The organism is Streptococcus infantis, from assembly GCF_000963255.1.
Classification (GTDB): Bacteria; Bacillota; Bacilli; order Lactobacillales; family Streptococcaceae; genus Streptococcus; species Streptococcus nidrosiense.
This window is the reverse complement of sequence record NZ_JYOV01000022.1, coordinates 154,243-180,079: the sequence shown is the minus strand read 5'-3', so window position 1 is coordinate 180,079 and position 25,837 is coordinate 154,243. Positions and strand designations below refer to the sequence as shown.

The window sequence follows — 25,837 nt, the reverse complement described above, 5'->3', positions numbered from 1 at the left end:
GTTGGAAATGGAAGTTTAGTTAAATTCTGCCTTGCTTTTCACATCGCTGTATTCTTCAGCGACTTCTTGGCTCAGAATATCCTTATAAGCTGGAAGGACGATGTCCTGACCATACTTTTTCTTAAGTGCAGTTGTGACCAAGCGATAGGCTAAGTTTGCATTACGGGATAAAATAGGCCCGTGGAAATAAGAACCGAAAACATTTTTATAGTGAACACCTTCACCGACCTTTTCTTCGTTGTTTCCATTTCCGTAAACAACCTGCCCGAGTGGCTTTTGGTCATCTGAGAGGAAGGTACGACCTTGGTGGTTTTCAAAACCATAATAGGTTTCATCAAATTCTTCGTTATGAATTTTAATGTCACCGATAAAGCGGTTATTGGTTTGGTTGAGTGTGTAATGTCCCATGACACCCAAACCTTCGATGCGTTTGCCTGAAGCTTCGATATAGTATTGACCCAATAGTTGGAAGCCACCACAGATAGCAAGAACAACCCCATCATTTTGGATAAAGTTGTCAATGCTCTCTTTTTTATCTGGCAAATCACCAGCAATGATGCTCTGTTCAAAGTCCTGACCGCCACCGAAAAAGGCGATGTCGTAGTGATTTTCATCGAAATCATCATGAAGTGAAACGATGTCAACTGTCACATGGGCCCCAAGCTTTTCAGCGACGTACTTGAGCATGAGGATATTCCCATTATCTCCGTAGGTGTTCATGAGATTCCCATAGAGGTGGGCGATATTTAGTTGGTAAGGATAATTGCCGTCTTTTGAGGAAAGTGAAGTATAAACCATTAGTTCATCTCCTTTCTAACAATCTGACGATTGGCTAGTAATTCTCGGAATTCTAACATAGCCGTATAAGTCGCAAGGATATAGGCATGCTTGCAGTCTTGAGCTTCGATTGTTTTGAGAACTTGTTCCAGGCTACTTGTTTCAGTGATCTTGTCAGCTGGATAGCCAGTAACACGTAGACGACGAGCAATTTCAGAATGACGAACTCCACCCGCATTGATTTCAGGAATGTCTATATCAGTAATTTGCTCAAAGTCAGCATCCCAAATCCAGCTGGTATCAATCCCGTCCGCATAGTTGGCATTGAGGAGAACAGAAAGACTAAATGGATAGGGAGCTAGTTTAATCATTTCAATAGCTTGTGTAGCACCGACAGGATTCTTGATGAGAACCAGTGTGCATTCCTTGTCACCGATTTGGAAGGTTTCTTGTCGTCCAAAAACAGCTCGACTCTTATCAAATCCTTGCTTAATCAGTTGAGAATCAGCTCCAAGGTAACGGGCGATAGCGACTGCTGCGAGAGCATTGTAGATATTATAAAGTCCACCGATTTGGATACCGTATTCCTGTCCGTCAATAACAAAGCGAGAACGATTGTTGGTCAACTCAACCAATTCTGTTAGACGGTAGTCCAAGTCAGGTCTTTTACATCCACAATTTTCACAAATATAAGCTCCCAAATTGGCATAAGTGTTGAGCTCATATTTCAAAATACTTTGACAGTCTGGACAGAGAATACCTTCAGTATTGTAGTGAGCAAGTTTTGCTGGACCTTTTTCCAAATCAAAACCAAAATACTGAACAGGATTTGGAATTGCAGGCTTGTAGAAAAGTGGACTATCACCGTTCAGCAGAACAGTAGCAGTAGGAACTTTTCGAATAGCATCCAAAATCATGTTGTAGGTCGTATAAATCTCACCGTAGCGATCCATCTGGTCGCGGAAGATATTGGTGATAACGAAAAGACTAGGCTGGATGTAGTCACAGATACGTGAGAGACTAGCTTCGTCGATTTCAAGGACAGCGATGTTCTTGCCAGTTTTTGAAGATTTTGCAGTCAAGAAAGTCGTTGTAATCCCTGTGATCATGTTGGCACCACTTGGATTAGTTAAAACTTGACCATAAATTTCCTTTAGGATACCGACAGTGAGAGCGGTTGTCAAGGTTTTCCCATTGGTACCAGTTACTACAACAATCTCATAGTTCTTCGCTAAATGTTGTAAAATATCTTTATCAAATTGAAGGGCAAGTTTTCCAGGGAGCGTACTTCCACGTCCAAGACGACTCAAGATAAAATGAGAAGAACGCCCAGCAAGAAGGCCCAAAGTAGTTTTTAATTTCATGTTTCTATTATATCATAAATGCTGAAAAAGACAGATTTGAGATTTTAGAAAAAGAAAAACAGCCCAAGGAGGGCTGCTTTCTATTATTAAATCTATTAAATCGCAAACAAGTCATTTAAGTTCTCAGCCAAGGTTGGGTGAGTGAAGATTTGTTTTGTGAAGTAAGTGTATGGAATCTTGTTGTCCATAGCAACAGTAATGATGTTGATGATTTCTTGTGAACCTTCAGAGAAGATAGTTGCGCCAAGAATTTCTTTTGTTTCAGTATTGACAACAGCTTTGAAGGCACCACGAAGGTCACCATTTACATGACCACGAGGCATTGCTGCAACAGGGATTTCCTTAACAGCATATGGAAGTTTCAAATCAGCTGCTTGACTTTCAGTCAAACCAACTTGTGAAAGTGCAGGTGTGATAAAAAGAGTATTTGGTACATTGAGACGATCTTCGAGTGTGTAGCTGCCATCACCAGCGAGGTAGCTATAAACAACACGGAAGTCATCTAATGAAATGTAGGTAAACTGAAGGCCACCGTTGACATCTCCAACAGCAAAGACACCAGGAACGTTTGTTTGACAGTGTTTGTCGACTTTAATAGCGCCGCGTTCAGTTAGTTCAATATCTGTGTTTTCGAGATGAAGAGGTTCAACCTTTGGTTTACGTCCAGTTGCGTAGAGAAGGGCATCGAAACGATAAGTTTCGTTTTCAGTTACGACAAGGACTTGGTCGCCATCATTTTTGATTTCAGTAGTACGGATGTTTTGAAGCAATTCGATTCCGTCTTCTTCCATGTACTGTTTAGCAAGAGCAGCGATAGAAGATTCTGCACGAGGTAGGAATGTATCCAAGGCATCTAGGACTGTAACCTTGCTTCCAAGTTTGTTGTAGAGACCGGCAAATTCAAGGCCGATGTTTCCGCCACCAAGGACACCAAGTTTTTCAGGTAATTTGTCTAAGCTTTGGATGCCTGTTGAGTCAAAGACATTCTTGCTTGTAGCAAGTCCTGGAATTGGCAATACGTTTGAAACAGCACCAGTGTTGATGACGATAGTTTCAGCAGTCAGTTCTTGTTTTTCGTCACCAGCTTGGATTTCGATGACTTTATTAGAAACAAAGTGAGCTTCAGCATCAAAGATATCTACGCCTGTACCTGCGACAGTAGCATAGTTTTTACCATTAAGGCGTGTAGTAACCGTGTTTTTAGTAGCCATGACTTGATCAAATGACAAGTCTTTTTCAGCAGCAACTAACAAGGTTTTAGTTGGGATACAACCGATATTGATACAAGTACCGCCGTACATCGCCTTACTACGTTCGATAAGGGCAACTTTTTTACCAGCTGAAGCTAGTTTTCCAGCAAGCGTCTTACCTGCCTTACCAAATCCTATTACAATTAAATCGTATGTTAACATTTTTATTCCTCCTGTTCGATTTTCATTCTAGCACAAGAAAAAAACTTTTGCACAAATCTGCTACGGAAAATCATTTCAGGAACCGAATGCTCTAACAAATACTTTTTGAGTGAAGCAAATCGATAGAAAAATCGTTTACATGATTTAATCAGGAGGTTAGACTATCTTTTGACCCTCTCTTGTGTTATACTAGATAAGTTGCAAAAAAGCAGTACTTTTCTTTAGTGGAAAAGAAGCAACACGGTCTTTCATAAAAGATATGAAAGTACGTCATGACAAGAAAAGTATAAACTAAGCGCTATAGGATGGCTTCGCACCATCTTTAGAAAGAAGAATAACGTGAAATTTAATGAATTTAATCTTTCTGCTGATTTATTAGCAGAAATTGAAAAAGCAGGATTTGTAGAAGCAAGTCCTATCCAAGAGCAAACCATTCCCTTGGCCCTTGAAGGAAAAGATGTCATCGGACAAGCTCAAACAGGTACAGGAAAAACTGCAGCCTTTGGCTTACCAACACTTGAAAAAATCCGTACAGAAGAAGCAACCATTCAAGCTTTGGTCATCGCCCCAACTCGTGAACTAGCTGTTCAAAGTCAGGAAGAACTCTTCCGCTTTGGTCGTAGCAAGGGTGTGAAAGTCCGTTCTGTTTATGGTGGTTCAAGTATTGAAAAACAAATCAAGGCTCTTAAATCAGGAGCTCATATCGTAGTTGGAACGCCTGGTCGTCTCCTAGACTTGATTAAACGCAAGGCTTTGAAATTGCAAGATATTGAAACTCTTATTCTTGATGAAGCGGACGAAATGCTTAACATGGGCTTCCTTGAGGATATTGAAGCCATCATCTCTCGTGTCCCAGAAAATCGTCAAACCTTGCTCTTTTCAGCAACTATGCCTGAAGCTATCAAACGTATCGGGGTTCAGTTTATGAAAGAACCTGAGCATGTGAAGATTGCGGCTAAAGAGTTAACAACAGAATTGGTTGACCAGTACTATATCCGTGTCAAAGAACAAGAAAAATTCGACACCATGACTCGTCTCATGGACGTAGAGCAACCAGAACTGGCAATCGTATTTGGACGTACCAAACGCCGTGTGGATGAGTTGACTCGCGGTCTGAAAATCCGTGGTTTCCGTGCAGAAGGGATTCATGGAGATTTGGACCAAAACAAACGCCTTCGCGTCCTTCGTGACTTCAAAAACGGTAACCTTGATGTCCTTGTAGCAACAGACGTTGCGGCTCGTGGTTTGGATATCTCTGGTGTAACGCATGTCTACAACTATGACATCCCACAAGATCCTGAAAGCTATGTTCACCGTATTGGTCGTACAGGTCGTGCTGGTAAGTCAGGTCAATCGATTACTTTCGTAGCACCAAATGAGATGGGCTACCTCCAAATCATCGAAAACTTGACCAAGAAACGCATGAAGGGCTTGAAACCTGCGACAGCAGAAGAAGCCTTCCAAGCTAAAAAGCATGTTGCATTGAAGAAAATTGAACGTGACTTTGCCGATGAGACTGTTCGTGGAAACTTTGACAAATTCGCAAAAGATGCCCGTAAATTGGCAGCTGAATTCAGCCCAGAAGAATTGGCAATGTACATTCTAAGTTTGACAGTTCAGGATCCAGATAGTCTTCCAGAAGTTGAAATTGCGCGTGAGAAACCACTGCCATTTAAACCATCAGGTAATGGTTTCGGTGGTAAAGGTAAGGGAGGACGTCGTGGTGAGGATCGTCGAGATCGTGATCGCCGTCGCGACAATCGTCGCGGTGAACGTCGAGATGACTTCAAAAAAGGCAGTCGCAAAAACGACCGCTTTGAGAAGGAAAAACGTTACCGTAAGGATAATAAAAAACCACGTAATACTTCAAGTGAGAAGAAAACTGGTTTTGTAATCCGTAACAAGGGTGATAAATAATAAAAAAAGCGGTTCACTGAGGTGGATCGCTTTTATATATAAGGAGACCGAGAGTTAATAAAAGATTAATACGAGAAAATAGATTTATATATTTGATATCTTGTAATATTATATTATCAAAAATTTAGGAACCTGTCAACAAGAAAATTAGAAAAAACTAGTAAAAATTTTCGAACAGTCATGAATTGCAATTCAATAAACAATTTTCAGATAATTATTGAAATAATGATCAATTTATGATATAATGGAAGCGATTAAATACGAGGTGAAAAATGGCACATTTATTAGAAAAAACGAGAAAAATTACGTCTATCCTGAAGCGTGCGGAGGAGAAATTACAAGATGATCTTCCATATAATGCCATCACACGCCAATTAGCGGATATTATTGATTGCAACGCTTGTATCCTAAATAGTAAGGGACGTCTTTTGGGATATTTTATGCGCTACAAGACTAATAATGATCGTGTAGAGCAATTTTTCCAATCAAAAATTTTTCCTGAGGACTATATTCAAGGTGCAAACATGATTTACGATACAGAAGCAAATCTGACTGTAGATCACGAATTAAGCATCTTTCCAGTTGAGAGTCGTGCAGATTTCTCAGAAGGTTTGACAACTATTGCTCCAATCCACGTTTCTGGGATTCGATTGGGTTCTTTGATTATTTGGCGAAATGATAAAAAATTCGAAGATGAGGATTTGATCCTTGTTGAGATTGCCAGCACGGTGGTTGGTATTCAGCTTTTGAACTTCCAACGTGAAGAAGATGAGAAAAATATCCGCCGTCGCACAGCAGTGACTATGGCGGTCAATACACTTTCATATTCTGAATTGCGTGCAGTCTCTGCGATTTTAGCAGAACTAAATGGCAAAGAAGGACAATTGACAGCTTCAGTTATCGCAGATCGCATCGGTATTACTCGTTCAGTGATTGTCAATGCTCTTCGGAAGCTCGAATCAGCAGGGATTATTGAAAGTCGTTCACTGGGGATGAAGGGAACTTATCTTAAGGTCTTGATCCCAGATATCTTTGAAGAAGTGAAAAAGAGGGACTATTAATGGCTAAGGCTTTAATTTCAATTGACTATACAGAAGATTTTGTAGCGGATTATGGAAAATTGACAGCTGGAGCTCCTGCTCAAGCTATATCAGAAGCGATCAATCAGGTGACTAGATTAGCATTTGACCGTGGAGATTATATTTTCTTTACCATTGATGCTCATGAGGAAAATGATGTCTTTCATCCAGAAAGTAAACTATTTCCCCCTCATAATCTGATTGGGACCAGCGGGCGTAATCTATATGGTAAGTTAGCCGAGTTCTATCAGGAATATGCTGGCGATAGTCGTGTTTTCTGGATGGACAAGCGTCACTATTCGGCTTTTTCTGGCACAGATTTGGATATCCGTCTGAGAGAGCGTCGCGTGGATACAGTCATCTTAACAGGTGTTCTTACAGATATCTGTGTATTGCATACGGCTATCGATGCCTATAATCTTGGGTATCAGATAGAAGTTGTTAAGCCAGCAGTTGCATCAATCTGGCCTGAAAATCACCAGTTTGCACTTGGACATTTTAAGAATACATTAGGAGCGAAACTCCTTGATGAAAATCTAGTTGAAATCAAAGAATAATGTATTCAAAAAAAATGAAAAAAATCTGAAAAAAGTGTTGACAAAGTTTGTGAAAGTTGATATACTAGTAAAGTAATCGACGCGGGGATGGCGGAATTGGCAGACGCGCAGGACTAAGGATCCTGTGACCGCTTTAGGTCGTGAGGGTTCAAGTCCCTCTCTCCGCATAGGAAAAGAGTTAGCTTCAGCTAGCTCTTTATTTTTATATAAACAAGGGCAAAGATTTTGCTCTTTTTTTGTGATTTCATAAACATTTCATATTTGAATATTATAATGGTTTTACAAATATGGAGGTGCTATATGAATTCCATTCAAAGAGCATGGGCTTACGTCAGCAAAAAAAGGCTGAGAAGTCTCATATTATTCTTGATTCTATTTGTTTTATTGGCAGGAATATCGGCTTGTTTGACGCTCATGAAGTCCAACAAAACGGTAGAAAATAATCTCTATCGCTCACTGAATACATCTTTTTCTATTAAAAAAATAGAAGCAGATCAGACTTTTCAACTGTCTCAACTAGATGACCTTAAAAAGATAAAGGGTCTTGAGAAGATTTCACCTGAGCTAGAAACAATAGCTAAGTTAACTGACAAAGAAGTCGTTACTGGAGAACAAAGTATCCAAAGGGATGATTTGACAGAGGCTGAAAAAAATCTTATCAGTTTGATTGCTTTGGAAGATTCTTCCAAGGATGTTTCTTTTACAAGTTCCGCCTTTACCCTTAAAGAAGGAAGGCATATCCAAAAAGGGGATCGTAAAAAAATCTTAATCCACGAAGATTTAGCCAAGAAAAACAACTTAAAAGTAGGAGATAAGATTAGCTTAAATCCTGTTCCAGTAGAAGGAAATAGTGGACAAAGGCTAGACTATGAAATCGTAGGTATTTTCTCAGGTCAGAAGCAAGAAAAATTCACTGGTCTTAGCTCAGATTTTAGTGAAAATACGGTCTATACAGACTACGAAAGTAGCCAAACTCTTCTTGAAAATAAGGAAGCTCAAGTTACTGCCGCTCGTTTCTATCTAGAAAATCCAAAAGATATGGATAGTATCATTCAAGAGGTTGAAAAGTTATCTCTGGAAACGAAAGGTTATCAAGTTGAAAAGGAAAATAAGGCCTTTGAACAAATCAAGGATTCGGTTTCGACCTTCCAAACTTTCCTCCAAATTTTCCTCTATGGCATGATGATTGCAGGTGTAGGAGCGCTGGTCTTGGTATTGTCCCTCTGGTTACGCGAGAGAGTCTACGAGGTTGGTATTTTATTGGCTCTAGGGAAAGGAAAAATTGCAATCTTTAGCCAATTCTGCCTAGAAGTCATCCTGGTTTCATTGGCAGCTATTCTGCCTGCATTTGTGGCTGGAAATGTCATTACTTCCTATCTCTTGAAGACTGTACTAGCAAGCAGCGACCAAGCTGCACTACAAGATACTCTGGCAAAAGCAACGAATCTTTCAACAAGTCTTTTATCATTTGGAGAATCTTATATTTTCCTAATTATCATCAGCTGCTTGTCAGTTGCACTTTGTTTCCTATTTTTATTTAGAAAATCACCGAAAGAAATTTTATCATCCATCAGTTAATAAAGGAGAAATCATGACTTTACTACAATTACAAGATCTTACTTATCGTTACAAAAACACTGCAGAAGCTGTATTATATAAAATCAATTACGATTTTGAACCTGGTAAGTTTTATAGTATTATCGGAGAATCAGGAGCTGGGAAATCCACACTCTTATCTCTATTAGCAGGACTTGATAGCCCAGTCGAAGGTGCTATCCTATTCGAAGGCAAGGATATTCGTGAACAAGGATATTCTTATCACCGAATGCACCATATCTCGCTGGTTTTCCAAAACTATAACTTGATTGATTATCTTTCTCCATTGGAAAATATCCGCTTGGTTAATAAAAAAGCTAGCAAGGATACCCTTCTTGAACTTGGTTTAGATGAAAGTCAAATCAAGCGGAATGTTCTCCAATTATCAGGAGGGCAGCAACAACGTGTTGCCATTGCTCGTAGTCTTGTATCTGAGGCGCCAGTGATTTTAGCGGATGAACCAACAGGAAACTTGGATCCTAAGACTGCTGGAGATATAATTGACCTGCTCAAATCTCTCGCTGAGAAAACAGGCAAGTGTGTAATCGTTGTGACCCACAGCAAGGAAGTAGCACAGGCGTCAGATATTACACTTGAATTGAAGGATAAGAAACTGACTGAAACAAGAAAAAATAGTAACTAAAACTTTTAAACATATTAAAAACTGAAGTAAATCTAGAAAGGAATCTTATGTTACACAACGCATTTGCCTACGTCACAAGAAAATTTTTTAAGTCTATTGTGATCTTTCTTATCATTCTCTTGATGGCTAGCTTGAGTTTGGTCGGCTTGTCTATCAAGGGAGCTACAGCCAAGGCTTCTCAAGAAACCTTTAAAAATATCACCAATAGTTTCTCCATGCAAATTAACCGCAGGGTTAACCAAGGAACTCCACGTGGTGCAGGAAATATCAAGGGTGAGGATATCAAAAAAATTACCGAGAATAAGGCCATCGAATCCTACATCAAACGGATCAATGCTATCGGTGATTTAACAGGCTATGAACTGATTGAAACGCCTGAAACCAAAAAAAATCTAACTCCAGATCGAGCTCAACGTTTTGGAAGTAGCTTGATGATAACAGGAGTAAATGACTCTTCTAAAGAAGACAAGTTTGTGTCAGGATCTTACAAACTGGTCGAAGGAGAACATTTAACAAACGATGACAAATACCAGATTCTCATGCACAAAGACTTGGCTGCTAAACACGGTTGGAAGGTGGGAGACAAGGTCACACTCAATTCCAATATCTACGATGCCGATAATGAAAAAGGAGCCAAGGAAACAGTAGAAGTAACGATCAAAGGACTCTTTGATGGACATAACAAATCTGCTGTGACCTACTCACAAGAACTTTATGAGAATACAGCTATCACAGATATTCACACAGCTGCTCAGCTCTATGGTTATACTGAAGATACAGCTATCTATGGCGATGCTACCTTCTTTGTGGCTGGAGATAAGAATCTAGATACTGTCATGCAAGAATTAGGGTCTATCAACGGTATCAACTGGAAGATGTATAGCTTGATTAAGAGTTCATCTAACTATCCTGCCCTTGAACAATCTATTTCAGGCATGTACAAGATGGCTAATCTTCTCTTCTGGGGGAGCTTGAGCTTCTCTGTTCTTCTACTGGCTCTCTTACTGACACTATGGATTAACGCCCGTCGTAAAGAAGTTGGAATTCTCCTTTCAATTGGTCTAAAACAAGCAAGTATTCTAGGACAATTTATCACAGAAGCAGTTATGATTGCAATTCCAGCACTAATTTCAGCTTACTTCTTAGCTAACTATACAGCTCGTGCTATTGGAAATACAGTACTAGCCAATGTCACATCAGATGTGGCTAAGCAGGCAAGTAAGGCTGCACAAGCCTCTAATCTTGGTGGTGGTGCAGAAGTTGACGGCTTTAGCAAAACACTTTCTAGTCTTGATATTTCCATTCAACCATCAGACTTTGCTATCGTTTTTGTTTTTGGATTGGTTCTAGTAGTACTTGTTATGGCACTTGCTTCAAGTAATCTTCTCTTTAAGCAACCAAAAGAACTTTTGATAGACAGTGAATAAGAATCGTGCTACCTATTCTCTTTCAAATGAGATATAATATAGGTAGCATTTTTGATAGAAAAGGATTTATATGAAAATTCTAATTGTAGAAGATGAAGACATGATCCGTGAGGGAATTAGTGATTACTTGGCGGATTGTGGCTATGAAACCATTCAGGCAGCAGATGGTCAAGAAGCTCTGGAACAATTTTCAAATCACCAAGTTGCCCTGGTTCTTTTAGATATTCAAATGCCTAAACTCAATGGTTTAGAGGTCTTATCAGAAATCCGCAAGACCAGTCAAGTTCCTGTTTTGATGTTGACAGCTTTTCAAGACGAGGAGTATAAGATGAGTGCCTTTGCTGCATTAGCAGATGGTTATTTGGAAAAGCCTTTTTCTCTATCTTTGTTAAAAGTACGAGTGGATGCCATCTTTAAACGTTATTATGATACTGGTCGTATTTTTACCTATAGAGACACCGAGGTAGACTTTGACAGCTATAGCGCCAAAGTGGCTGGTCAAGAGGTCGCAGTGAATGCAAAAGAACTGGAAATTTTAGACTATCTGGTTAAAAATGAAGGTCGAGCCTTAACACGGTCGCAGATTATCGATGCTGTATGGAAGGTGACAGATGAGGTCCCTTTTGACAGAGTGATCGATGTCTATATCAAGGAACTACGGAAAAAATTGGATTTAGATTGTATTCTGACCGTGCGCAATGTTGGTTATAAATTGGAGAGAAAATGAGACGTTCAGGTTTATTTAAAAAAATTTTTATCTATACCTTCTCGGTATTTTCTACCTTGGTCATTTGTTTGCATTTGGCCATCTATTTCCTCTTTCCTCCGACCTATCTCAGTCACCGTCAGGAAAGCATCGGGCAAAAGGCTACAGAAATTGCCCAGTCTCTCCAAGGCAAAGATAGTCAAGCTATTCAGGAAGTCCTTGAACTTTATTCTCAAAGTAGCGATATTAAGGGAGCCATCAAGGGAGAAATGACCCAGGATAAGTTGGAGGTCAAGGACAATCTTCCCATTGATAAAGAACGACAAACGGCCTCCTTGGTTATTGAGGAAAGAGAAGTTCAAACTAAGGATGGTCAGACGATGACCTTACAGTTTTTAGCTTCTATGGATTTGCAGAAAGAAGCAGAAGACATCAGTCTTCAATTTCTGCCTTATACTTTATTAGCGTCTTTCATCATTTCGCTCCTCATTGCCTTTATCTATGCTAGAACCATTGTTGCTCCTATTTTGGAAATCAAACGAGTGACTCGACGGATGATGGATTTGGATGCAGAAGTTCGCTTGCGCGTGGATTCTAAGGATGAAATTGGTGATTTAAAAGAGCAAATCAATAGCCTTTATCAGCATCTCTTGACCGTTATTGCAGACTTGCATGAGAAAAATGAGGCCATCCTCCAGTTAGAAAAGATGAAGGTCGAGTTTTTGCGAGGAGCCTCCCATGAACTGAAAACACCTCTTGCTAGTCTGAAAATCCTTCTGGAAAATATGCAAGCAAACATTGGGCGCTACAAAGACCGTGACTATTACCTGGGAGTTTCTTTGGGGATCGTGGATGATTTAAGTCACCATGTGCAACAAATTTTATCCCTTTCCTCCGTGCAGGAATTACGGGATAAAAAGGAGGAAATCAGCCTTCTGGATATGACAAATATTCTATTGAAGGATTATGATTTGTTAGCCAAAGAGAGAGAAATCACTGTAGAGAATCAAGTCAATAACCAGAAAGTCTATCTAAATCCTTCAGTACTCAAGCTGATTCTTTCAAATCTGATCAGTAATGCGGTGAAGCATTCTATCCAAGGTGGCTATCTCAAAATCGGTGATAAGGATGGCTGGATATTTATTGAGAACAGTTGTACACTTGAGGAACAAGATAAATTTGAACAATCCTTTACGGCTTCTAGTCGACAAAGTAAGGGAGCTGGCTTGGGACTCTTCGTAGTTAAAAGTTTATTAGAAAATGAAGAAATCGACTATCGTTTCGAAAGATATAACGACCACTTGGTATTTTACATGAACCTGCCTCAGAACAAGGATTAGACCAAGTGGGAAAAGGTTTACATATCTGAAAATAGAAGAAATTCAATCTAAAGTATGGGAAAAACTAGCTTTTTTTGCTAAAAAGTGATAAAATGAACAATGTAAATGGGATGTCCCATAAAAATATACAGGAGGCCTGATAAAATGGCAATCGTTTCAGCAGAAAAATTTGTCCAAGCAGCTCGTGACAACGGTTATGCAGTTGGTGGATTTAACACAAACAACCTTGAGTGGACTCAAGCTATCTTGCGCGCAGCAGAAGCTAAAAAAGCTCCAGTTTTGATCCAAACTTCAATGGGTGCTGCTAAATACATGGGTGGTTACAAAGTTGCTCGCAACTTGATCGCTAACCTTGTTGAATCAATGGGTATCACTGTACCAGTAGCTATCCACCTTGACCACGGTCACTACGAAGATGCACTTGAGTGTATTCAAGTTGGTTATACTTCAGTTATGTTTGACGGTTCACACCTTCCAGTTGAAGAAAACCTTGAAAAAGCTCGTAAAGTTGTAGAATTTGCTCACGCAAATGGTGTATCAGTAGAAGCTGAAGTTGGAACTATCGGTGGTGAAGAAGACGGAATCATCGGTGATGGTGAATTGGCTCCAATCGAAGATGCTAAAGCAATGGTTGCAACTGGTATCGACTTCTTGGCAGCTGGTATTGGTAACATCCACGGTCCTTACCCAGCAAACTGGAAAGGTCTTCACCTTGATCACTTGCAAAAATTGACTGAAGCTGTACCAGGATTCCCAATCGTATTGCACGGTGGTTCAGGTATTCCTGATGACCAAATCCAAGCAGCTATCAAACTTGGTGTTGCTAAAGTTAACGTTAACACTGAATGCCAAATCGCATTCGCTAACGCAACACGTAAATTTGCTCGTGACTACGAAGCAAACGAAGCAGAATACGACAAGAAAAAACTCTTCGACCCACGTAAATTCTTGGCTGACGGTGTAAAAGCTATCCAAGCTTCAGTTGAAGAACGTATCGACGTATTCGGTTCAGAAGGTAAAGCTTAATTAGGCTATAGATAGAAAATCTCGCTGCGGCGGGATTTTTCTTGTATAATGAATCTAGGAAAAATGTCATACGGAGGCAATGAAAAGATGAAATTCAAAGAGAGAATATTTAGTGGTGTCATTGATCGGCCGGTGGGGTTTGAAGATTCTTTTGGGAATGTCTATCCGATTAACTATGGCTACATACCTGAACTGATGGGGGGAGATGGCGAAGAGCAAGATGTTTATATTGTTTCCCATGATCAGCAACAGCCTCTGGAAGTCTTTACTGGAAAGTTGGTTGCTATCATTCGACGTCGTGATGATATAGAAGACAAGTGGGTTTTAGCGCCCTTGGATGAGAAGGTTAATAAAGATTTGATAGCAGAGCAGACCTATTTTATGGAGCAGTATTTTGATTCTTGGATTGAAATGGTGGAGGAGAATAATGATTCAAGTAAGGGAGGTTATAAATAAGAATGAAAAATCTTTTCTTACGGCAGAAATTCTAACTGATTTGCAAAGTTGTTTGGAATTCATGAAACCTCCGGAGCATATATTGATGACTCTTTAATTGCAGTTTTAGCTACACTAGGTTCATTTGAAAAACTTGTTGGCATTGGATTGCTAGCGAACATAGGTTTTTCGGTGTTTAGGTGTGAGAACGTTACAGTACTTTTGAAAGGAAAGATAGCCATGATATTCGATCAGTCCTTGCAAGCCTACGTCCATGAAGTAGATGATGTTCTTGTAGCTTGGGAAGAAAAACCAAGTGGAAATTTTGAGATGGAAGCTCAGTTGCTTGCAGCCAATTACCATAAAAATCTTTACCGTATTCTTGCATTTATACTGCCTCATTTACAAGAATTTTACGGGTATTTGACAAATGAAGAAGCTACTGAAAAGTTGGGTAAACCCATCATCGAGCCAGAAAGACAAACCGTTACTTTCTGCGATCAAACTTTTGATGATATTCATATCTTTTCTTTTGACTATCAGGGTCAGGCATTTGAGAGTCTGGAGAATTTTGCCATTGATGGTTAAGGTCTGTTTTCAGTTTTAAAAAGAAGGAGAGAGACTGATGAGTACTGCTGATTTTGTCTTTATTGAGAGTAAAGACCCCATATTCCTAGATTTACAAGCCTTTTGTACTGCTTTGAGAGAAAAATTCCCAGGTATTTTGATCAGAGAAAGGACGAATCCTGAAAAAGCTTATTCGCTTTCTTGGGATTATCAAAGTCCTCAGCTTACCTTGGAAAGTTCTTTGAGTAGCAAGAAAAATGTTTTTGTGATTGATTACTTTGATTCAACGAACAGGTTACAAGATTATGCCTCCTATATCATCTGGCTTTGGAAATGGTTTCCACCTGAAGAGAAAGCTTCCTTTTGTGATGAAGGATATGAGTATGTGTTTGAACTTCCTAGTGATTTATCCCAAAAGGAGTTTGAAAACTACTTACGAACAAGGTTTGATGAGTGAAGAAGAAGTTCGAAAACGAATAATGATATGGAAAAGTTGAAAAGGAGAATCAGATGCTTACTAAAGATGATATGTTAGTTGCTTTGCATGATGCAATTACTGAAGACCAAGAATTTGAGTTGGCAGATGAGATTATGGATGCTATGGAGCTTTATGATCAACCCTTTGATTTGGTTGCCCCCATTTTAGACTTTATTTCCAAGCATCCAGAAGTAGATTTTGGAGCTCCAGGTGAGTTGGTTCACTTTGTAGAGAGATTTTATCATCAAGGCTATGAGGAATTATTGATGGAGTCAGTTCTAAAAAGTCCAACTGTGCATAACATCTGGATGCTTCATCGATGCTATAATGACAATGATCCAAATCTAGTCCGGCAGATTCAGACTTTAGTTGGAGAACTGAAGAAGGATAAGACCCTTGATTCACAAGTAAGAAGCATGATTGAAGACTTAACTTGGTAGAGGGAGGTGATGCAGCATCACCTTTTTATCTTTTCTTAGGGATAAAAATCTTCGATATAAATTAACACTTATTTTCCGTAGACATTTGCACTATAATAGGGTGTTATTAGGGCTTTCTTTCCTTATGTTGAAAAAGAAGGCAGGTTTTTGTGTGTCTTAAGGAAACTATTAAACCAGAATTTCTGTTTCAAAAGCATTATTATAAGAGAGAAATCTCTAAATTCATAATCCATAAGCAAACGCTTGCATTCCTTTTTTTATTGGACTATAATAGGTTGGTATAAATCCTTCTGTAATAATATTGAGAAGGTGTAGAAAGTAAGGATTTAGAATATTTGTAGTCAAAAATACAATGTTGTTTCTTACGATAGGGAGATAGATATGGCAATGATAGAAGTGGAACATCTTCAGAAAAATTTTGTGAAGGCTGTTAAGGAACCGGGCTTGAAGGGAGCCTTGCGCTCCTTTATTCATCCTGAAAAGCAGACCTTTGAAGCGGTCAAGGATTTGACTTTTGAAGTTCCAAAAGGGCAGATTTTAGGATTTATCGGGGCAAATGGTGCTGGGAAGTCGACAACTATCAAAATGCTGACAGGGATTTTAAAGCCGACATCTGGCTATTGTCGGATTAATGGCAAGATTCCGCAGGACAATCGCCAAGATTATGTCAAGGATATTGGAGTCGTTTTCGGACAACGCACCCAGCTATGGTGGGATCTGGCCCTGCAAGAGACCTACACGGTTTTAAAAGAGATTTATGATGTGCCAGACTCGCTCTTCCATAAGCGTATGGACTTTTTGAATGAAGTTTTGGATTTGAAGGAATTTATCAAGGATCCTGTGCGGACTCTTTCACTGGGTCAACGGATGCGGGCGGATATTGCGGCTTCCTTGCTTCACAATCCCAAGGTTCTCTTTTTAGATGAGCCGACCATTGGCTTGGACGTTTCGGTCAAGGATAACATTCGTCGAGCCATTACTCAGATCAATCAAGAGGAAGAAACAACCATTCTCTTGACCACTCACGACCTGAGCGATATTGAGCAACTCTGTGATCGGATTTTTATGATTGACAAGGGGCAAGAGATTTTTGATGGAACGGTTAGCCAGCTCAAGGAGACCTTTGGAAAGATGAAAACTCTCTCCTTTGAACTGCTACCAGATCAAAGTCATATCGTTTCTCACTATGAAGGCTTTTCGGATATGACAATTGATAGACAAGGAAATAGTCTCAACATTGAATTCGATAGTTCCCGCTACCAGTCGGCCGATATTATCAAGCAAACCTTGTCTGATTTTGAAGTCCGTGATTTGAAGATGGTAGATACGGATATTGAAGATATTATCCGTCGCTTCTATCGAAAGGAGCTCTAAGATGGTCAAATTGTGGAGACGTTATAAACCCTTTATCAATGCAGGAGTTCAGGAGTTGATTAGCTATCGAGTCAACTTTCTACTTTATCGGATAGGCGATGTCATGGGGGCTTTTGTGGCTTTTTATCTCTGGAAGGCTGTCTTTGATTCCTCCCAGGAGCCTTTGATTCAGGGCTTCAGTATGGCAGATATCACCCTCTACATCATCATGAGTTTTGTGACTAATCTTCTGACTAGGTCGGATTCTTCCTTTATGATTGGTGATGAGGTCAAGGATGGTTCCATTATCATGCGCTTGTTGCGACCAGTGCATTTTACGGCTTCTTACCTCTTTACGGAGCTTGGTTCCAAGTGGTTGATTTTTATCTCTGTTGGACTGCCATTTTTAAGTGTCATTGTTTTGATGAAAATCTTGTCTGGGCAAGGTATTGTAGAAGTGCTGGGATTAACTGTCCTTTATCTCTTTAGCTTAACCCTGGCTTATCTGATTAACTTTTTCTTTAATATCTGCTTTGGATTTTCAGCCTTTGTATTTAAAAATTTATGGGGTTCCAATCTACTCAAGACTTCAATAGTGGCCTTTATGTCTGGCAGTTTAATTCCCTTGGCTTTCTTTCCGAAAATCGTTTCAGATATTCTCTCCTTATTGCCATTTTCATCCTTAATTTACACTCCGGTCATGATTATTGTTGGGAAATACGATGCCAGTCAGATTCTTCAAGCACTTTTGCTTCAGCTTTTCTGGCTTATAGTGATGGTGGGCTTGTCTCAGTTGATTTGGAAACGAGTCCAGTCATTTATCACCATTCAGGGAGGTTAGTATGAAAAAATATCAACGCATGCATCTGATTTTTATCAGACAATACATCAAGCAAATCATGGAATACAAGGTGGATTTTGTGGTTGGCGTGTTGGGAGTCTTTCTGACTCAAGGACTAAACCTCTTGTTTCTCAATGTCATCTTTCAACACATCCCCTCGCTAGAGGGTTGGACCTTTCAAGAGATTGCCTTTATCTATGGATTTTCCTTAATTCCAAAGGGATTAGATCATCTCTTTTTTGACAATCTCTGGGCTTTAGGTCAACGACTAGTTCGAAAAGGGGAGTTTGACAAGTATCTGACTCGTCCTATCAATCCTCTCTTTCACATCCTCGTTGAGACCTTTCAGATTGATGCCTTGGGTGAACTTTTGGTCGGTGGAATTTTACTAGCGACAACGGCGACTAGCATTGCTTGGACTCTTCCCAAATTCCTGATTTTTCTAGTTTGTATTCCTTTTGCGACCTTGATTTATACTTCCTTGAAAATTGCAACAGCTAGCATCGCTTTTTGGACCAAGCAGTCAGGTGCCATGATTTACATTTTTTATATGTTTAATGATTTTGCCAAGTATCCTATTTCTATTTACAATTCGCTCCTTCGTTGGTTAATTAGCTTTATTGTACCTTTCGCCTTTACGGCCTACTATCCTGCCAGCTATTTCTTGCAGGACAAGGATGTCTTCTTTAATATTGGTGGTTTGATTTTGATTTCCCTTGTTTTCTTTGTTATTTCCCTCAAACTTTGGGACAGGGGATTGGATGCCTACGAAAGTGCGGGATCCTAAGAGGTAAAGTAGGACTAAAATCAAGAAAGGAACTTATGATGTTTGTAATTAAAGAAGTTAAGGATGAAGATCAAAAAATGGCAGTTGTCGCTGAGATTTTAAAGGATTTGTCAGAATGGTTTGGAATAGCAGAAAGCACACAAACCTACATTGAAGGAGCCAAGGACTTACAAGTTTGGGCAGCCTATCAGGAGAGTGATTTGCTTGGCTTTGTAAGCTTGTCCTATTCTAGTGAAGATTGTGCTGAGATTGATTGTCTCGGTGTAAAAAAAGCTCATCAAGGTAGAGGAATTGGGAGTCAATTGCTTGCTGCTTTAGAGAGTGAAGCACGCAAAAACGTTGATTATTTACAAGTGAAAACAGTAGCAGAAGGCTCTAATAAAGATTATGATCGAACAAATGTCTTTTACCGCAGTCTTGGCTTTAAAAAATTAGAGATTTTTCCACAACTTTGGGGGCCTCAAAATCCTTGTCAGATTTTGATTAAAAAGATGGGTTAAGAATCCCTTGACATCCTTTCTTATAGTGCTATACTATAAGTGGAATCGCCGATTTAGCTCAGTTGGTAGAGCACCGCATTCGTAACGCGAAGGTCACAGGTTCGATCCCTGCAATCGGCATTTTTAGTAATGTAAAAAAACATAGAGAATATTTAATGTGTTTATTTACAGGCAATCATCACAATTTAGTTTTTTAAAATAGGATAGTATTTTTAGTTTTTTTGACCAAAACTTGACCGAATTTTGACCAAAAAGGGAAGATTGAATAAAGTAGATTAGATTGATTTACTCTTTAGTAATATTCAAAAAAGTTTCTATAAAATTTTTTATCTGTATTTGAAGAGTGGTATAATCTATGTGATAGATTACCTTTATACAAATATTATAGATTGGCATCAGAAAGAGTAAAACTCCAATAGCTGATTAGAATTATCAATATATTAAAAAGAGGGGGAGTATCATGAACAAGAAAGAACGGATAAAACATGTTGAGAAGACCCATGGTCGAAAAGCAACTTCATCTAGATTGGCAGAAACCCTTTCTACAATTAATAATATAAAAATGTATATCGGTCTTGCCATAACAGCTCTAGTTATAATCATTGTTGCTAGCATCTTTTTAAATTCACCTAATCTCAAGCAAGAAGCAAATCAAACTTCTTCCTCATCTAAGACTGAAGAGACGACAAAAAGTCAGGGGAAAGAGGACGATAAGGATAAGGTAAAGGAAGAGGAAATTCAAAAGCTAAAGGAGCAATTGGCTGATTTGGATACCAAGATCTCAGAAGCGGAGCAGCATGTTAGTCAATTAAAAAAAGAAGCTTCTGTTCCCAAATTAGATATTGAAGCCCTCAGAAATAATGATTTATCAAGTTTAGAGGGTACTTGGCGGACACAGTCTGGTAATGAATATATCATTAATGATTCAGGGGAAGTCCAATCTTCTTGGATATACAATGATCAAAAGCATGAGTCTATTGTTGAATTAAAAGTATCAAAAAGTCAGAATGATCGCAACCCAGAAACAGTAGCCCTTGGTGCTTGGGCAAAAGGTTCTCAGGCGGGAGGGTTTGTGGTAGTCGTTGTACCAAGTGGTGTTGTCATGGAACCTGGTGGTGATGGTAAAATAACAGACAATTCCAATCACACTGAAGATAGACTCTTTGCAGGACAACAATATGAAGGAATGTTGATGCATCCAGAAAATGTTTACTATCGTGTTAAACCAGATACGAGTCAATTAGAATCTGAAGAGAAAAATTTAACGAAATTGAAAGTTGATCGTGATGCCATCAAATCAGCTTTAGAGTCTAAAGAAAAATAAAAAATGAATGAAAAGAAGCCAGCAATGGCTTCTTTTTTAGAAAAATTCTGACCACATAGTCTATCATGTCTGCCACATAGACAAAAGCTATTGTTTGCGATTTTTATTTCTGTTATAGTTGTAATTGTTAAAGGGAGATAAAACTTCCTAACAAAATAGAAAATGAGGTCGTATCATGAAAAAAGTAGTAGGTATCGGATTTTTAGTCGTTGCAGTAGCAGTTTTGTATTTTGGTTTTGTTGGATGGCCAAGTTTGGATGTCAATATATGGGCCCTCTTTCCAGTAGGTTTATTCCTATTTTTTACACTTGAGAATTTGGTGAAAAAAGATTACAAGGCCAGTCTCATGAGCTTGATGATTGCCTTTATCATAGCCAATGCCATTCTTGATATCTTGCCACTTTCAAGCGGTTTGGTTATCGGTGCTGGAGTCTTGGCTTGTGTTGGGATTGGTTTTCTCTTTCCTGAAGCCAACAAGTAAGAAGAATAATACAAAAAATCTCGAGTATTCCTCGAGACTTTTTCTTTATTGACCTGCGTAATATTTTTGAATCCCTTTTACAATACCTGCAACCAATCTGTTTTGGTAGGCATCACTGCGGACTTGTTGATTCTCATTGAAATTGTCAATATATCCCAATTCCAATAGAACGGCTGGTTTATTAGTTTCTCGAAGGACAGCAAAACTACTTCGTAGACGACCTGCATCCTTAGCACCAGTTTCAGCTAATAGTGAAGAGTGGATATCTGCCGCAAGTCGATTGCTTTCACTGATTCTGTCAGGGTGGTTATGCCAGTAAGGATTGATCTTAGAAGGATAACCAGCAGCTTCTTCATAAGAATAAGTCTGAATTCCAGCTCTGTTTGATGCTGGATTACCACTAGCATTGAAGTGAATACTAATAAAGATATCTGAGTCAGTCTTATTAACCATTCTTGAACGTTCGGTGACAAAGTCTACAAAGACATCACTGTCTCTTGAAGAAAGAACAGTATAGCCGAGGCCTTCAAGCTCCTTGCGAAGCTTTTGGTAAACTTGCATATTCAGTTCTTTTTCGGTGATGTTATAATAAGATGCACCGGGATCTTTACCACCATGGCCTGGATCTAGGAAGATAATATTGTTATATTTCCCCTTTTCAAAACCACGACTTACAGAAGTTTCACCAATCCATTTCCCATTGCTTTGGAATTGATGAGTTTGTCCATCGATTTTATGGGTCCCTGTAACATAGACTCCATTTTCATCCACATAGTAGCGGGCTTTATAGTAGCTGTCGTCAATCCATTCGCTCTTAGCCATGTAGCCGCCTGCCTTGAGGTAGTAAGAACCAATCCATTCACGCGCTGCGTAAGCACCATCAGATTTCAAGTAGAACCAGCTATCATAGTTTTTATCGAAAATCCATTCTTTTTCAGCCATAGCCCCGCTAGCTTTTAGGTAGTAGCTACCTTGCCATTGGTTACTTGCCATAGTAGCATCTTTGTTAAAGTAGTACCAGGTACCACTGATTTTATCCCACTTATTTTTGATTAATTTACCAGAAGCAAGGGCATAGTACCATTGTCCATCTTGTTTTACCCAAGAACTCTCAGCCATGGCACCACTATTGGTAAACAGATAGTCGTCAAAAATTGTGTTGCTGAGCATGACTCCGTCTTGATCAAAATAGTACCAGACACCACCGATTTTTTCCCATTTTTGTTGAGAAATTTTTCCATAAGCGTTAGCGTAATACCATTTATCTTGGAGTTTACTCCAACCAGAATCGACCATAGCCCCGCTACTAGTTAGGATATATCCATCAAAAATAGTATCACTCAGCATGATGCCATCTTTGTTGAAGTAGTACCATTTTCCGTAGATTTTTTTCCAGTTTAGAACAGGGGCATTGTTTTCATAGAAACGCCAGATATTTCCCTCTAATACCCAACCTTCTTTTTGGACTTCAGGAGCCTTGTCTTCCTCTTTCTTAGATGGATTTGTCGTTTGATTGGCATTTGCTTCAGTTGAAGCTTCAGTTTCCTTGGCTGGGAGACTGTTTTTCTCCAATTTGTCAGTAGCGGTTTCACTGTGTGTTGTTTCTACTGGGGTAGACTGTGCTTTGTTTTCCTCAGCATAGCTAAGATTGGTGGTTAGACCAAAAACTGAAAGAGTAATGGCACTTGCCAAGAGCGTTTTTTTCACTTGATTTATCTCCTATACATTTTTTATAATCTTTTTTTAAAAATCTCATTAGAAAAGCGCCTCAGACGGAACATTTAGTGACCAAGATCGAGGTGCTGGTGAGCTATATTGTAATAGTTGACTATTTCATCATGAAAATTTGAACAATCATAATGATATAGATGAGCAGTGTTAGTAAAAATCCAGCTCGCCAAAAGAATTTAATAAATTTGGGATAATAAAAGCTACGTCTTTTGTTTAAGAAGAAAAAGACTAGCACAATTGCTAGTATTGATAAGGCCGTTCCCAATACTGGAAGTTGATTGTGTGTAAACATCTTAGCCGTAATCAAATAGTATTCAAAAATTAGAAAAGGAAAAGCTAAATCAGCAGCATTGATGCCCCTTTTCTTTAACTTAAAGAGTCTGCTTAAAATAATCGCCAGAGCTAAGGTTAGTACCAAAAGCAAGATGGAAGCAAGTTTCATTAAAATCATACCATTATTGTATCATAAAATTTTGAGAATAGAAAAGTAAATTCCTTGATTTATCACTGTTTTAGCAAAAAATCATTGATAAGAAACAGATTTTATAATTCCTGCTTGATCAGAATAAATCATGTGTTCGATACAATGGTAGTTTGTATCCTCAATATAAATCTTTTTTATGTTCACCATAGAAAATATATATTAGTCAGAAGTGAAGAATAGTAGTAGAATGAGTAGCAAATAAAACAAAGGAGTTTCTTATGAAATTAGTTACTTTATGGTCAAAACTCTCACTTGGTATCCAATTATTGGTGGCTTTGGTCTTGGGTGTGATTGCTGCAGTCATCTGGCCACAATTTGCAGGCTTTTATCAATTTTTAGGTCAAGCCTTTATTAAATTGATCAATATGGTTATCATTCCTTTAATCTTCCCAACTATCGTTGTTGCGGTAGCTGGTGTTATCGGGAAAAAATCTTTTGGGAAAATCTTGACCAAGAGTTTGGTTTACTTTTTCGTAGTAACAACTGCTATTACTCTTTTGTTTGTATTTGCTAGTTACTATTTAGGATTTGGTCAAGGAGTGAATATCGGTCAAACTGGTGGTAACCTTGATGGAATTGCCAATAATGTAAAATTTAGCGAATTTTTGCTTGGTTTTATTCCATCAAATATCGTCAAGTCTCTTTCAGAAGGTGCCCTCTTGCCAATTATCGTGTTTGCCATCTTTCTTGGTTACGGAATCGGTAATCTTAAATCAGAGAAATCTCAGAAAATTATCCAAGGTTTCCAAATCTGGATTGAAGCCATCTACAAAATTGTTGCAGTAATTATCAAATTATCACCGATTGGAATTTTTGGATTTATCGCCAAAGATGTTGCCACTACTGGCCTTGATAAATTGATTGGACTTGGTCAATTTGTAATTGGAACTTATTTGGCTTATGCTGTTTTGGTTCTTCTTATTTTCCCTTTGATTGCCGTCTTCTTTAAAGTTCCGTATTTGTCAGCCTTTCGTGAAAATTGGAGTCTCTTGACACTGGCCTTTGTTACGGGTAGTTCTAGTGTTGTCTTGCCATCACTTCTTAAAGATTTGAAAAAACAGGGGCATGACGAGCATACAATTGATTTAGTTGTTCCTTTAGGATACACTTTTAACTTAGAAGGAGCAGCGGTTTACTTCTCAGTAGCGACAATCTTTATCGCCCATGCCTACGGCATTCAATTTTCTTTATCAAGTCTCTTGTTTACTGTTTTACTCTTGACCTTGATTGGAAAAACTGCGGCAACCGTACCATCAGGAGCTATCGTGGTTCTACTAGCTGCAGCACCTCAACTGGGCTTGCCAGTTGAGGGAGTAGCCTTGATCTTTGCAGTTGATTTCTTTGTCAATGCTGGCCGTACCATGATCAATGTTTTGGGTCAAATCTTAACAGTCAGTGTTATTGAAAAAACAGAAGGATATATTTTAGAAGAAGAAAAGGAAAGCCAATTATCAGTCAGCTTTTCTTAAGGAGTTTATAAGTAATGAGTGAAGCAAAAGTTTATGTAATTCATGAGAATCTTGAATGGACTCAGCATTTGGTCAAATGGTTGGAAGAGTTAGAAGTTCCATATGAACTGTGGGATTTGTCTAGTGGAATTTTGGATCTACAAAGCCCACCGCCACAAGGTATCTTTTACAATCGTATGTCTGCATCCTCTCACACCAGAGGACATCGCTATGCACCAGAATTTACAGAGCAGGTGATTACATGGTTGGAGGCACATGGACGCAAGGTTGTGAATGGTACTGGTGCTATCAACCTTGAAATCAGTAAAGTCAAACAATATCTGAAGTTAAATGAGTCGGGCATTGAGACTCCTGCGACAGTCGCAGTTTTGGGTCAAGAAAATATCATTGAAGCAGCCAGAAAATTGAATATCTATCCTTTGATTACCAAGCACAATCGAGCAGGTAAGGGATTAGGGGTCCAACTCTTCCAAAATGAAGAAGAACTGGAAGCTTACGTCAATAGCCCTCTCTTTGAACCATCAGTGGACGGGATCACCTTATTACAAGCCTACATCAAACCAAGTGATGGACGCATCCGTCGTTCAGAGTTTATCAACCAGAAGTTCCTTTATACTGTTTCAATCGATTCTTCAGATGGTTTCCAATTGTGCCCAGCAGATGGTTGCCAAATCGGCAAGAGGCCAGAGCAGTTGGAAACGTCTGAGAAATTTCAGATTACTGAACCTTTACCAGATGACCGAAGAGAAGCTTATGAAAACTTCCTTAAAAATGCTCAGATTGATGTTGCGGCGATTGAATGGGTTCAATCAGAGAGTGGTGATATTTATGTTTATGATGTAAATACCAACACAAACTACAATCCTACCGCAGAAAAAAATGCCAATATTTTCGCTCACCAACATTTGGCTCACTATCTAAAAACAGAATTGCAAGCCCTAACGAGTGGACAATAAAGTAGGAAATTCAAAAATCCCCCAGTATTAAATGACTGGGGGATTGATTTGTTTATACTCTTCGAAAATCTCTTCAAACCACGTCAGCTTCCATCTGCAACCTCAAAATAGTATTTTGAGCTGCCTTCGTCAGTTCTATCCACAACC

General features: G+C 39.0%; 26 protein-coding genes and 2 tRNA genes. 23 read left to right on the top strand and 5 right to left on the bottom strand.

All coding sequences use genetic code 11. The annotated features are described in order from the left end of the window. Positions 1 to 15: 15 nt before the first annotated feature. The 3 genes from gatD to TZ96_RS09365 form a co-directional block, all read right to left on the bottom strand. Positions 16 to 798 carry a lipid II isoglutaminyl synthase subunit GatD gene (gene gatD / locus TZ96_RS09375; protein ID WP_045763846.1) on the bottom strand — a complete coding sequence of 261 codons (783 nt, stop codon included), beginning with the start codon at positions 796 to 798 and terminating at the stop codon, positions 16 to 18. Continuing rightward, positions 798 to 2,141, bottom strand: coding sequence for a lipid II isoglutaminyl synthase subunit MurT (gene murT, locus TZ96_RS09370; RefSeq protein ID WP_045763845.1), 1,344 nt, complete (start codon positions 2,139 to 2,141; stop codon positions 798 to 800). Before murT ends, gatD begins: the two co-directional genes overlap by 1 nt. Positions 2,142 to 2,236: 95 nt before the next feature. Continuing rightward, positions 2,237 to 3,553 carry an FAD-containing oxidoreductase gene (locus tag TZ96_RS09365; RefSeq protein WP_045763844.1) on the bottom strand — a complete coding sequence of 439 codons (1,317 nt, stop codon included), beginning with the start codon at positions 3,551 to 3,553 and terminating at the stop codon, positions 2,237 to 2,239. 339 nt (positions 3,554 to 3,892) lie between these two features. Here TZ96_RS09365 and TZ96_RS09360 point away from each other — a divergent pair, with 339 nt between their 5' ends. The 21 genes from TZ96_RS09360 (at position 3,893) to TZ96_RS09260 (ending at position 21,050) form a co-directional block, all read left to right on the top strand. Then, positions 3,893 to 5,470, top strand: a complete 1,578-nt coding sequence (locus TZ96_RS09360; RefSeq protein WP_045763843.1) for a DEAD/DEAH box helicase — start codon at positions 3,893 to 3,895, stop codon at positions 5,468 to 5,470. A gap of 272 nt (positions 5,471 to 5,742) precedes the next feature. Beyond that, the gene (gene codY, locus TZ96_RS09355; RefSeq protein WP_045763842.1) at positions 5,743 to 6,531 is read left to right on the top strand and encodes a GTP-sensing pleiotropic transcriptional regulator CodY; all 789 of its coding nucleotides are present in this window, start codon (positions 5,743 to 5,745) and stop codon (positions 6,529 to 6,531) included. Continuing rightward, positions 6,531 to 7,106: a cysteine hydrolase family protein gene (locus TZ96_RS09350; RefSeq protein WP_045763841.1), complete on the top strand. Its 576-nt coding sequence runs from the start codon at positions 6,531 to 6,533 to the stop codon at positions 7,104 to 7,106. The genes codY and TZ96_RS09350 overlap by 1 nt, the downstream gene beginning before the upstream one ends. A gap of 81 nt (positions 7,107 to 7,187) precedes the next feature. Beyond that, positions 7,188 to 7,273, top strand: a tRNA-Leu gene (locus TZ96_RS09345). A 133-nt stretch (positions 7,274 to 7,406) separates the two neighbouring features. Then, positions 7,407 to 8,684, top strand: coding sequence for an ABC transporter permease (locus TZ96_RS09340; RefSeq protein ID WP_045763840.1), 1,278 nt, complete (start codon positions 7,407 to 7,409; stop codon positions 8,682 to 8,684). A 13-nt stretch (positions 8,685 to 8,697) separates the two neighbouring features. Continuing rightward, the gene (vex2, locus tag TZ96_RS09335; RefSeq protein WP_004252438.1) at positions 8,698 to 9,345 is read left to right on the top strand and encodes an ABC transporter ATP-binding subunit Vex2; all 648 of its coding nucleotides are present in this window, start codon (positions 8,698 to 8,700) and stop codon (positions 9,343 to 9,345) included. Positions 9,346 to 9,392: 47 nt separating this feature from the next. After that, positions 9,393 to 10,772, top strand: a complete 1,380-nt coding sequence (gene vex3, locus TZ96_RS09330; protein WP_045763839.1) for an ABC transporter permease subunit Vex3 — start codon at positions 9,393 to 9,395, stop codon at positions 10,770 to 10,772. 70 nt (positions 10,773 to 10,842) lie between these two features. Then, on the top strand, positions 10,843 to 11,499 hold the full coding sequence (vncR, locus tag TZ96_RS09325) for a response regulator transcription factor VncR (protein WP_045763838.1): 657 nt from the start codon (positions 10,843 to 10,845) through the stop codon (positions 11,497 to 11,499). Further along, positions 11,496 to 12,818: a sensor histidine kinase VncS gene (vncS, locus tag TZ96_RS09320; RefSeq protein WP_045763837.1), complete on the top strand. Its 1,323-nt coding sequence runs from the start codon at positions 11,496 to 11,498 to the stop codon at positions 12,816 to 12,818. Before vncR ends, vncS begins: the two co-directional genes overlap by 4 nt. 144 nt (positions 12,819 to 12,962) lie before the next feature. Next, positions 12,963 to 13,844 (top strand): class II fructose-bisphosphate aldolase, encoded by an 882-nt coding sequence (locus TZ96_RS09315; RefSeq protein WP_001019005.1) that lies wholly within the window; start codon positions 12,963 to 12,965, stop codon positions 13,842 to 13,844. Positions 13,845 to 13,931: 87 nt separating this feature from the next. Beyond that, on the top strand, positions 13,932 to 14,300 hold the full coding sequence (locus tag TZ96_RS09310; RefSeq protein ID WP_045763869.1) for an inorganic diphosphatase: 369 nt from the start codon (positions 13,932 to 13,934) through the stop codon (positions 14,298 to 14,300). A 219-nt stretch (positions 14,301 to 14,519) separates the two neighbouring features. Beyond that, on the top strand, positions 14,520 to 14,867 hold the full coding sequence (locus TZ96_RS09305; RefSeq protein WP_045763836.1) for a hypothetical protein: 348 nt from the start codon (positions 14,520 to 14,522) through the stop codon (positions 14,865 to 14,867). 37 nt (positions 14,868 to 14,904) lie between these two features. Then, entirely contained in the window at positions 14,905 to 15,303 is a 399-nt protein-coding gene (locus tag TZ96_RS09300; RefSeq protein ID WP_045763835.1) for a hypothetical protein, read from the top strand. Between the two features lie 53 nt (positions 15,304 to 15,356). Next, positions 15,357 to 15,764, top strand: a complete 408-nt coding sequence (locus TZ96_RS09295; RefSeq protein WP_045763834.1) for a hypothetical protein — start codon at positions 15,357 to 15,359, stop codon at positions 15,762 to 15,764. A 381-nt stretch (positions 15,765 to 16,145) separates the two neighbouring features. Next, positions 16,146 to 17,138 carry an ABC transporter ATP-binding protein gene (locus TZ96_RS09290; RefSeq protein WP_045763833.1) on the top strand — a complete coding sequence of 331 codons (993 nt, stop codon included), beginning with the start codon at positions 16,146 to 16,148 and terminating at the stop codon, positions 17,136 to 17,138. A 1-nt stretch (position 17,139) separates the two neighbouring features. Further along, on the top strand, positions 17,140 to 17,958 hold the full coding sequence (locus TZ96_RS09285) for an ABC transporter permease (RefSeq protein WP_045763832.1): 819 nt from the start codon (positions 17,140 to 17,142) through the stop codon (positions 17,956 to 17,958). A 1-nt stretch (position 17,959) separates the two neighbouring features. Further along, positions 17,960 to 18,745, top strand: coding sequence for an ABC transporter permease (locus tag TZ96_RS09280; RefSeq protein WP_004252460.1), 786 nt, complete (start codon positions 17,960 to 17,962; stop codon positions 18,743 to 18,745). Between the two features lie 38 nt (positions 18,746 to 18,783). Beyond that, complete coding sequence (locus TZ96_RS09275; protein WP_045763831.1) at positions 18,784 to 19,245, top strand: GNAT family N-acetyltransferase; 462 nt, start codon at positions 18,784 to 18,786, stop codon at positions 19,243 to 19,245. 47 nt (positions 19,246 to 19,292) lie between these two features. Next, positions 19,293 to 19,365: transfer RNA gene (locus tag TZ96_RS09270), tRNA-Thr, on the top strand. Positions 19,366 to 19,705: 340 nt separating this feature from the next. Next, the gene (locus TZ96_RS09265) at positions 19,706 to 20,569 is read left to right on the top strand and encodes a DUF6287 domain-containing protein (protein WP_045763830.1); all 864 of its coding nucleotides are present in this window, start codon (positions 19,706 to 19,708) and stop codon (positions 20,567 to 20,569) included. A gap of 175 nt (positions 20,570 to 20,744) precedes the next feature. After that, positions 20,745 to 21,050, top strand: coding sequence for a hypothetical protein (locus TZ96_RS09260; protein ID WP_045763829.1), 306 nt, complete (start codon positions 20,745 to 20,747; stop codon positions 21,048 to 21,050). Positions 21,051 to 21,095: 45 nt separating this feature from the next. On the opposite strand, the gene TZ96_RS09255 is transcribed toward TZ96_RS09260, so the two are convergent. Further along, positions 21,096 to 22,757 carry an N-acetylmuramoyl-L-alanine amidase gene (locus TZ96_RS09255; protein ID WP_045763828.1) on the bottom strand — a complete coding sequence of 554 codons (1,662 nt, stop codon included), beginning with the start codon at positions 22,755 to 22,757 and terminating at the stop codon, positions 21,096 to 21,098. Positions 22,758 to 22,878: 121 nt separating this feature from the next. After that, positions 22,879 to 23,232: a DUF3397 domain-containing protein gene (locus TZ96_RS09250; RefSeq protein ID WP_080936320.1), complete on the bottom strand. Its 354-nt coding sequence runs from the start codon at positions 23,230 to 23,232 to the stop codon at positions 22,879 to 22,881. A 251-nt stretch (positions 23,233 to 23,483) separates the two neighbouring features. On the opposite strand from TZ96_RS09250, the gene TZ96_RS09245 reads away from it, so the two are divergent. After that, positions 23,484 to 24,734 (top strand): dicarboxylate/amino acid:cation symporter, encoded by a 1,251-nt coding sequence (locus TZ96_RS09245; RefSeq protein WP_045763826.1) that lies wholly within the window; start codon positions 23,484 to 23,486, stop codon positions 24,732 to 24,734. Between the two features lie 14 nt (positions 24,735 to 24,748). After that, positions 24,749 to 25,690, top strand: a complete 942-nt coding sequence (locus tag TZ96_RS09240) for an ATP-grasp domain-containing protein (RefSeq protein ID WP_045763825.1) — start codon at positions 24,749 to 24,751, stop codon at positions 25,688 to 25,690. Positions 25,691 to 25,837: the final 147 nt, after the last annotated feature.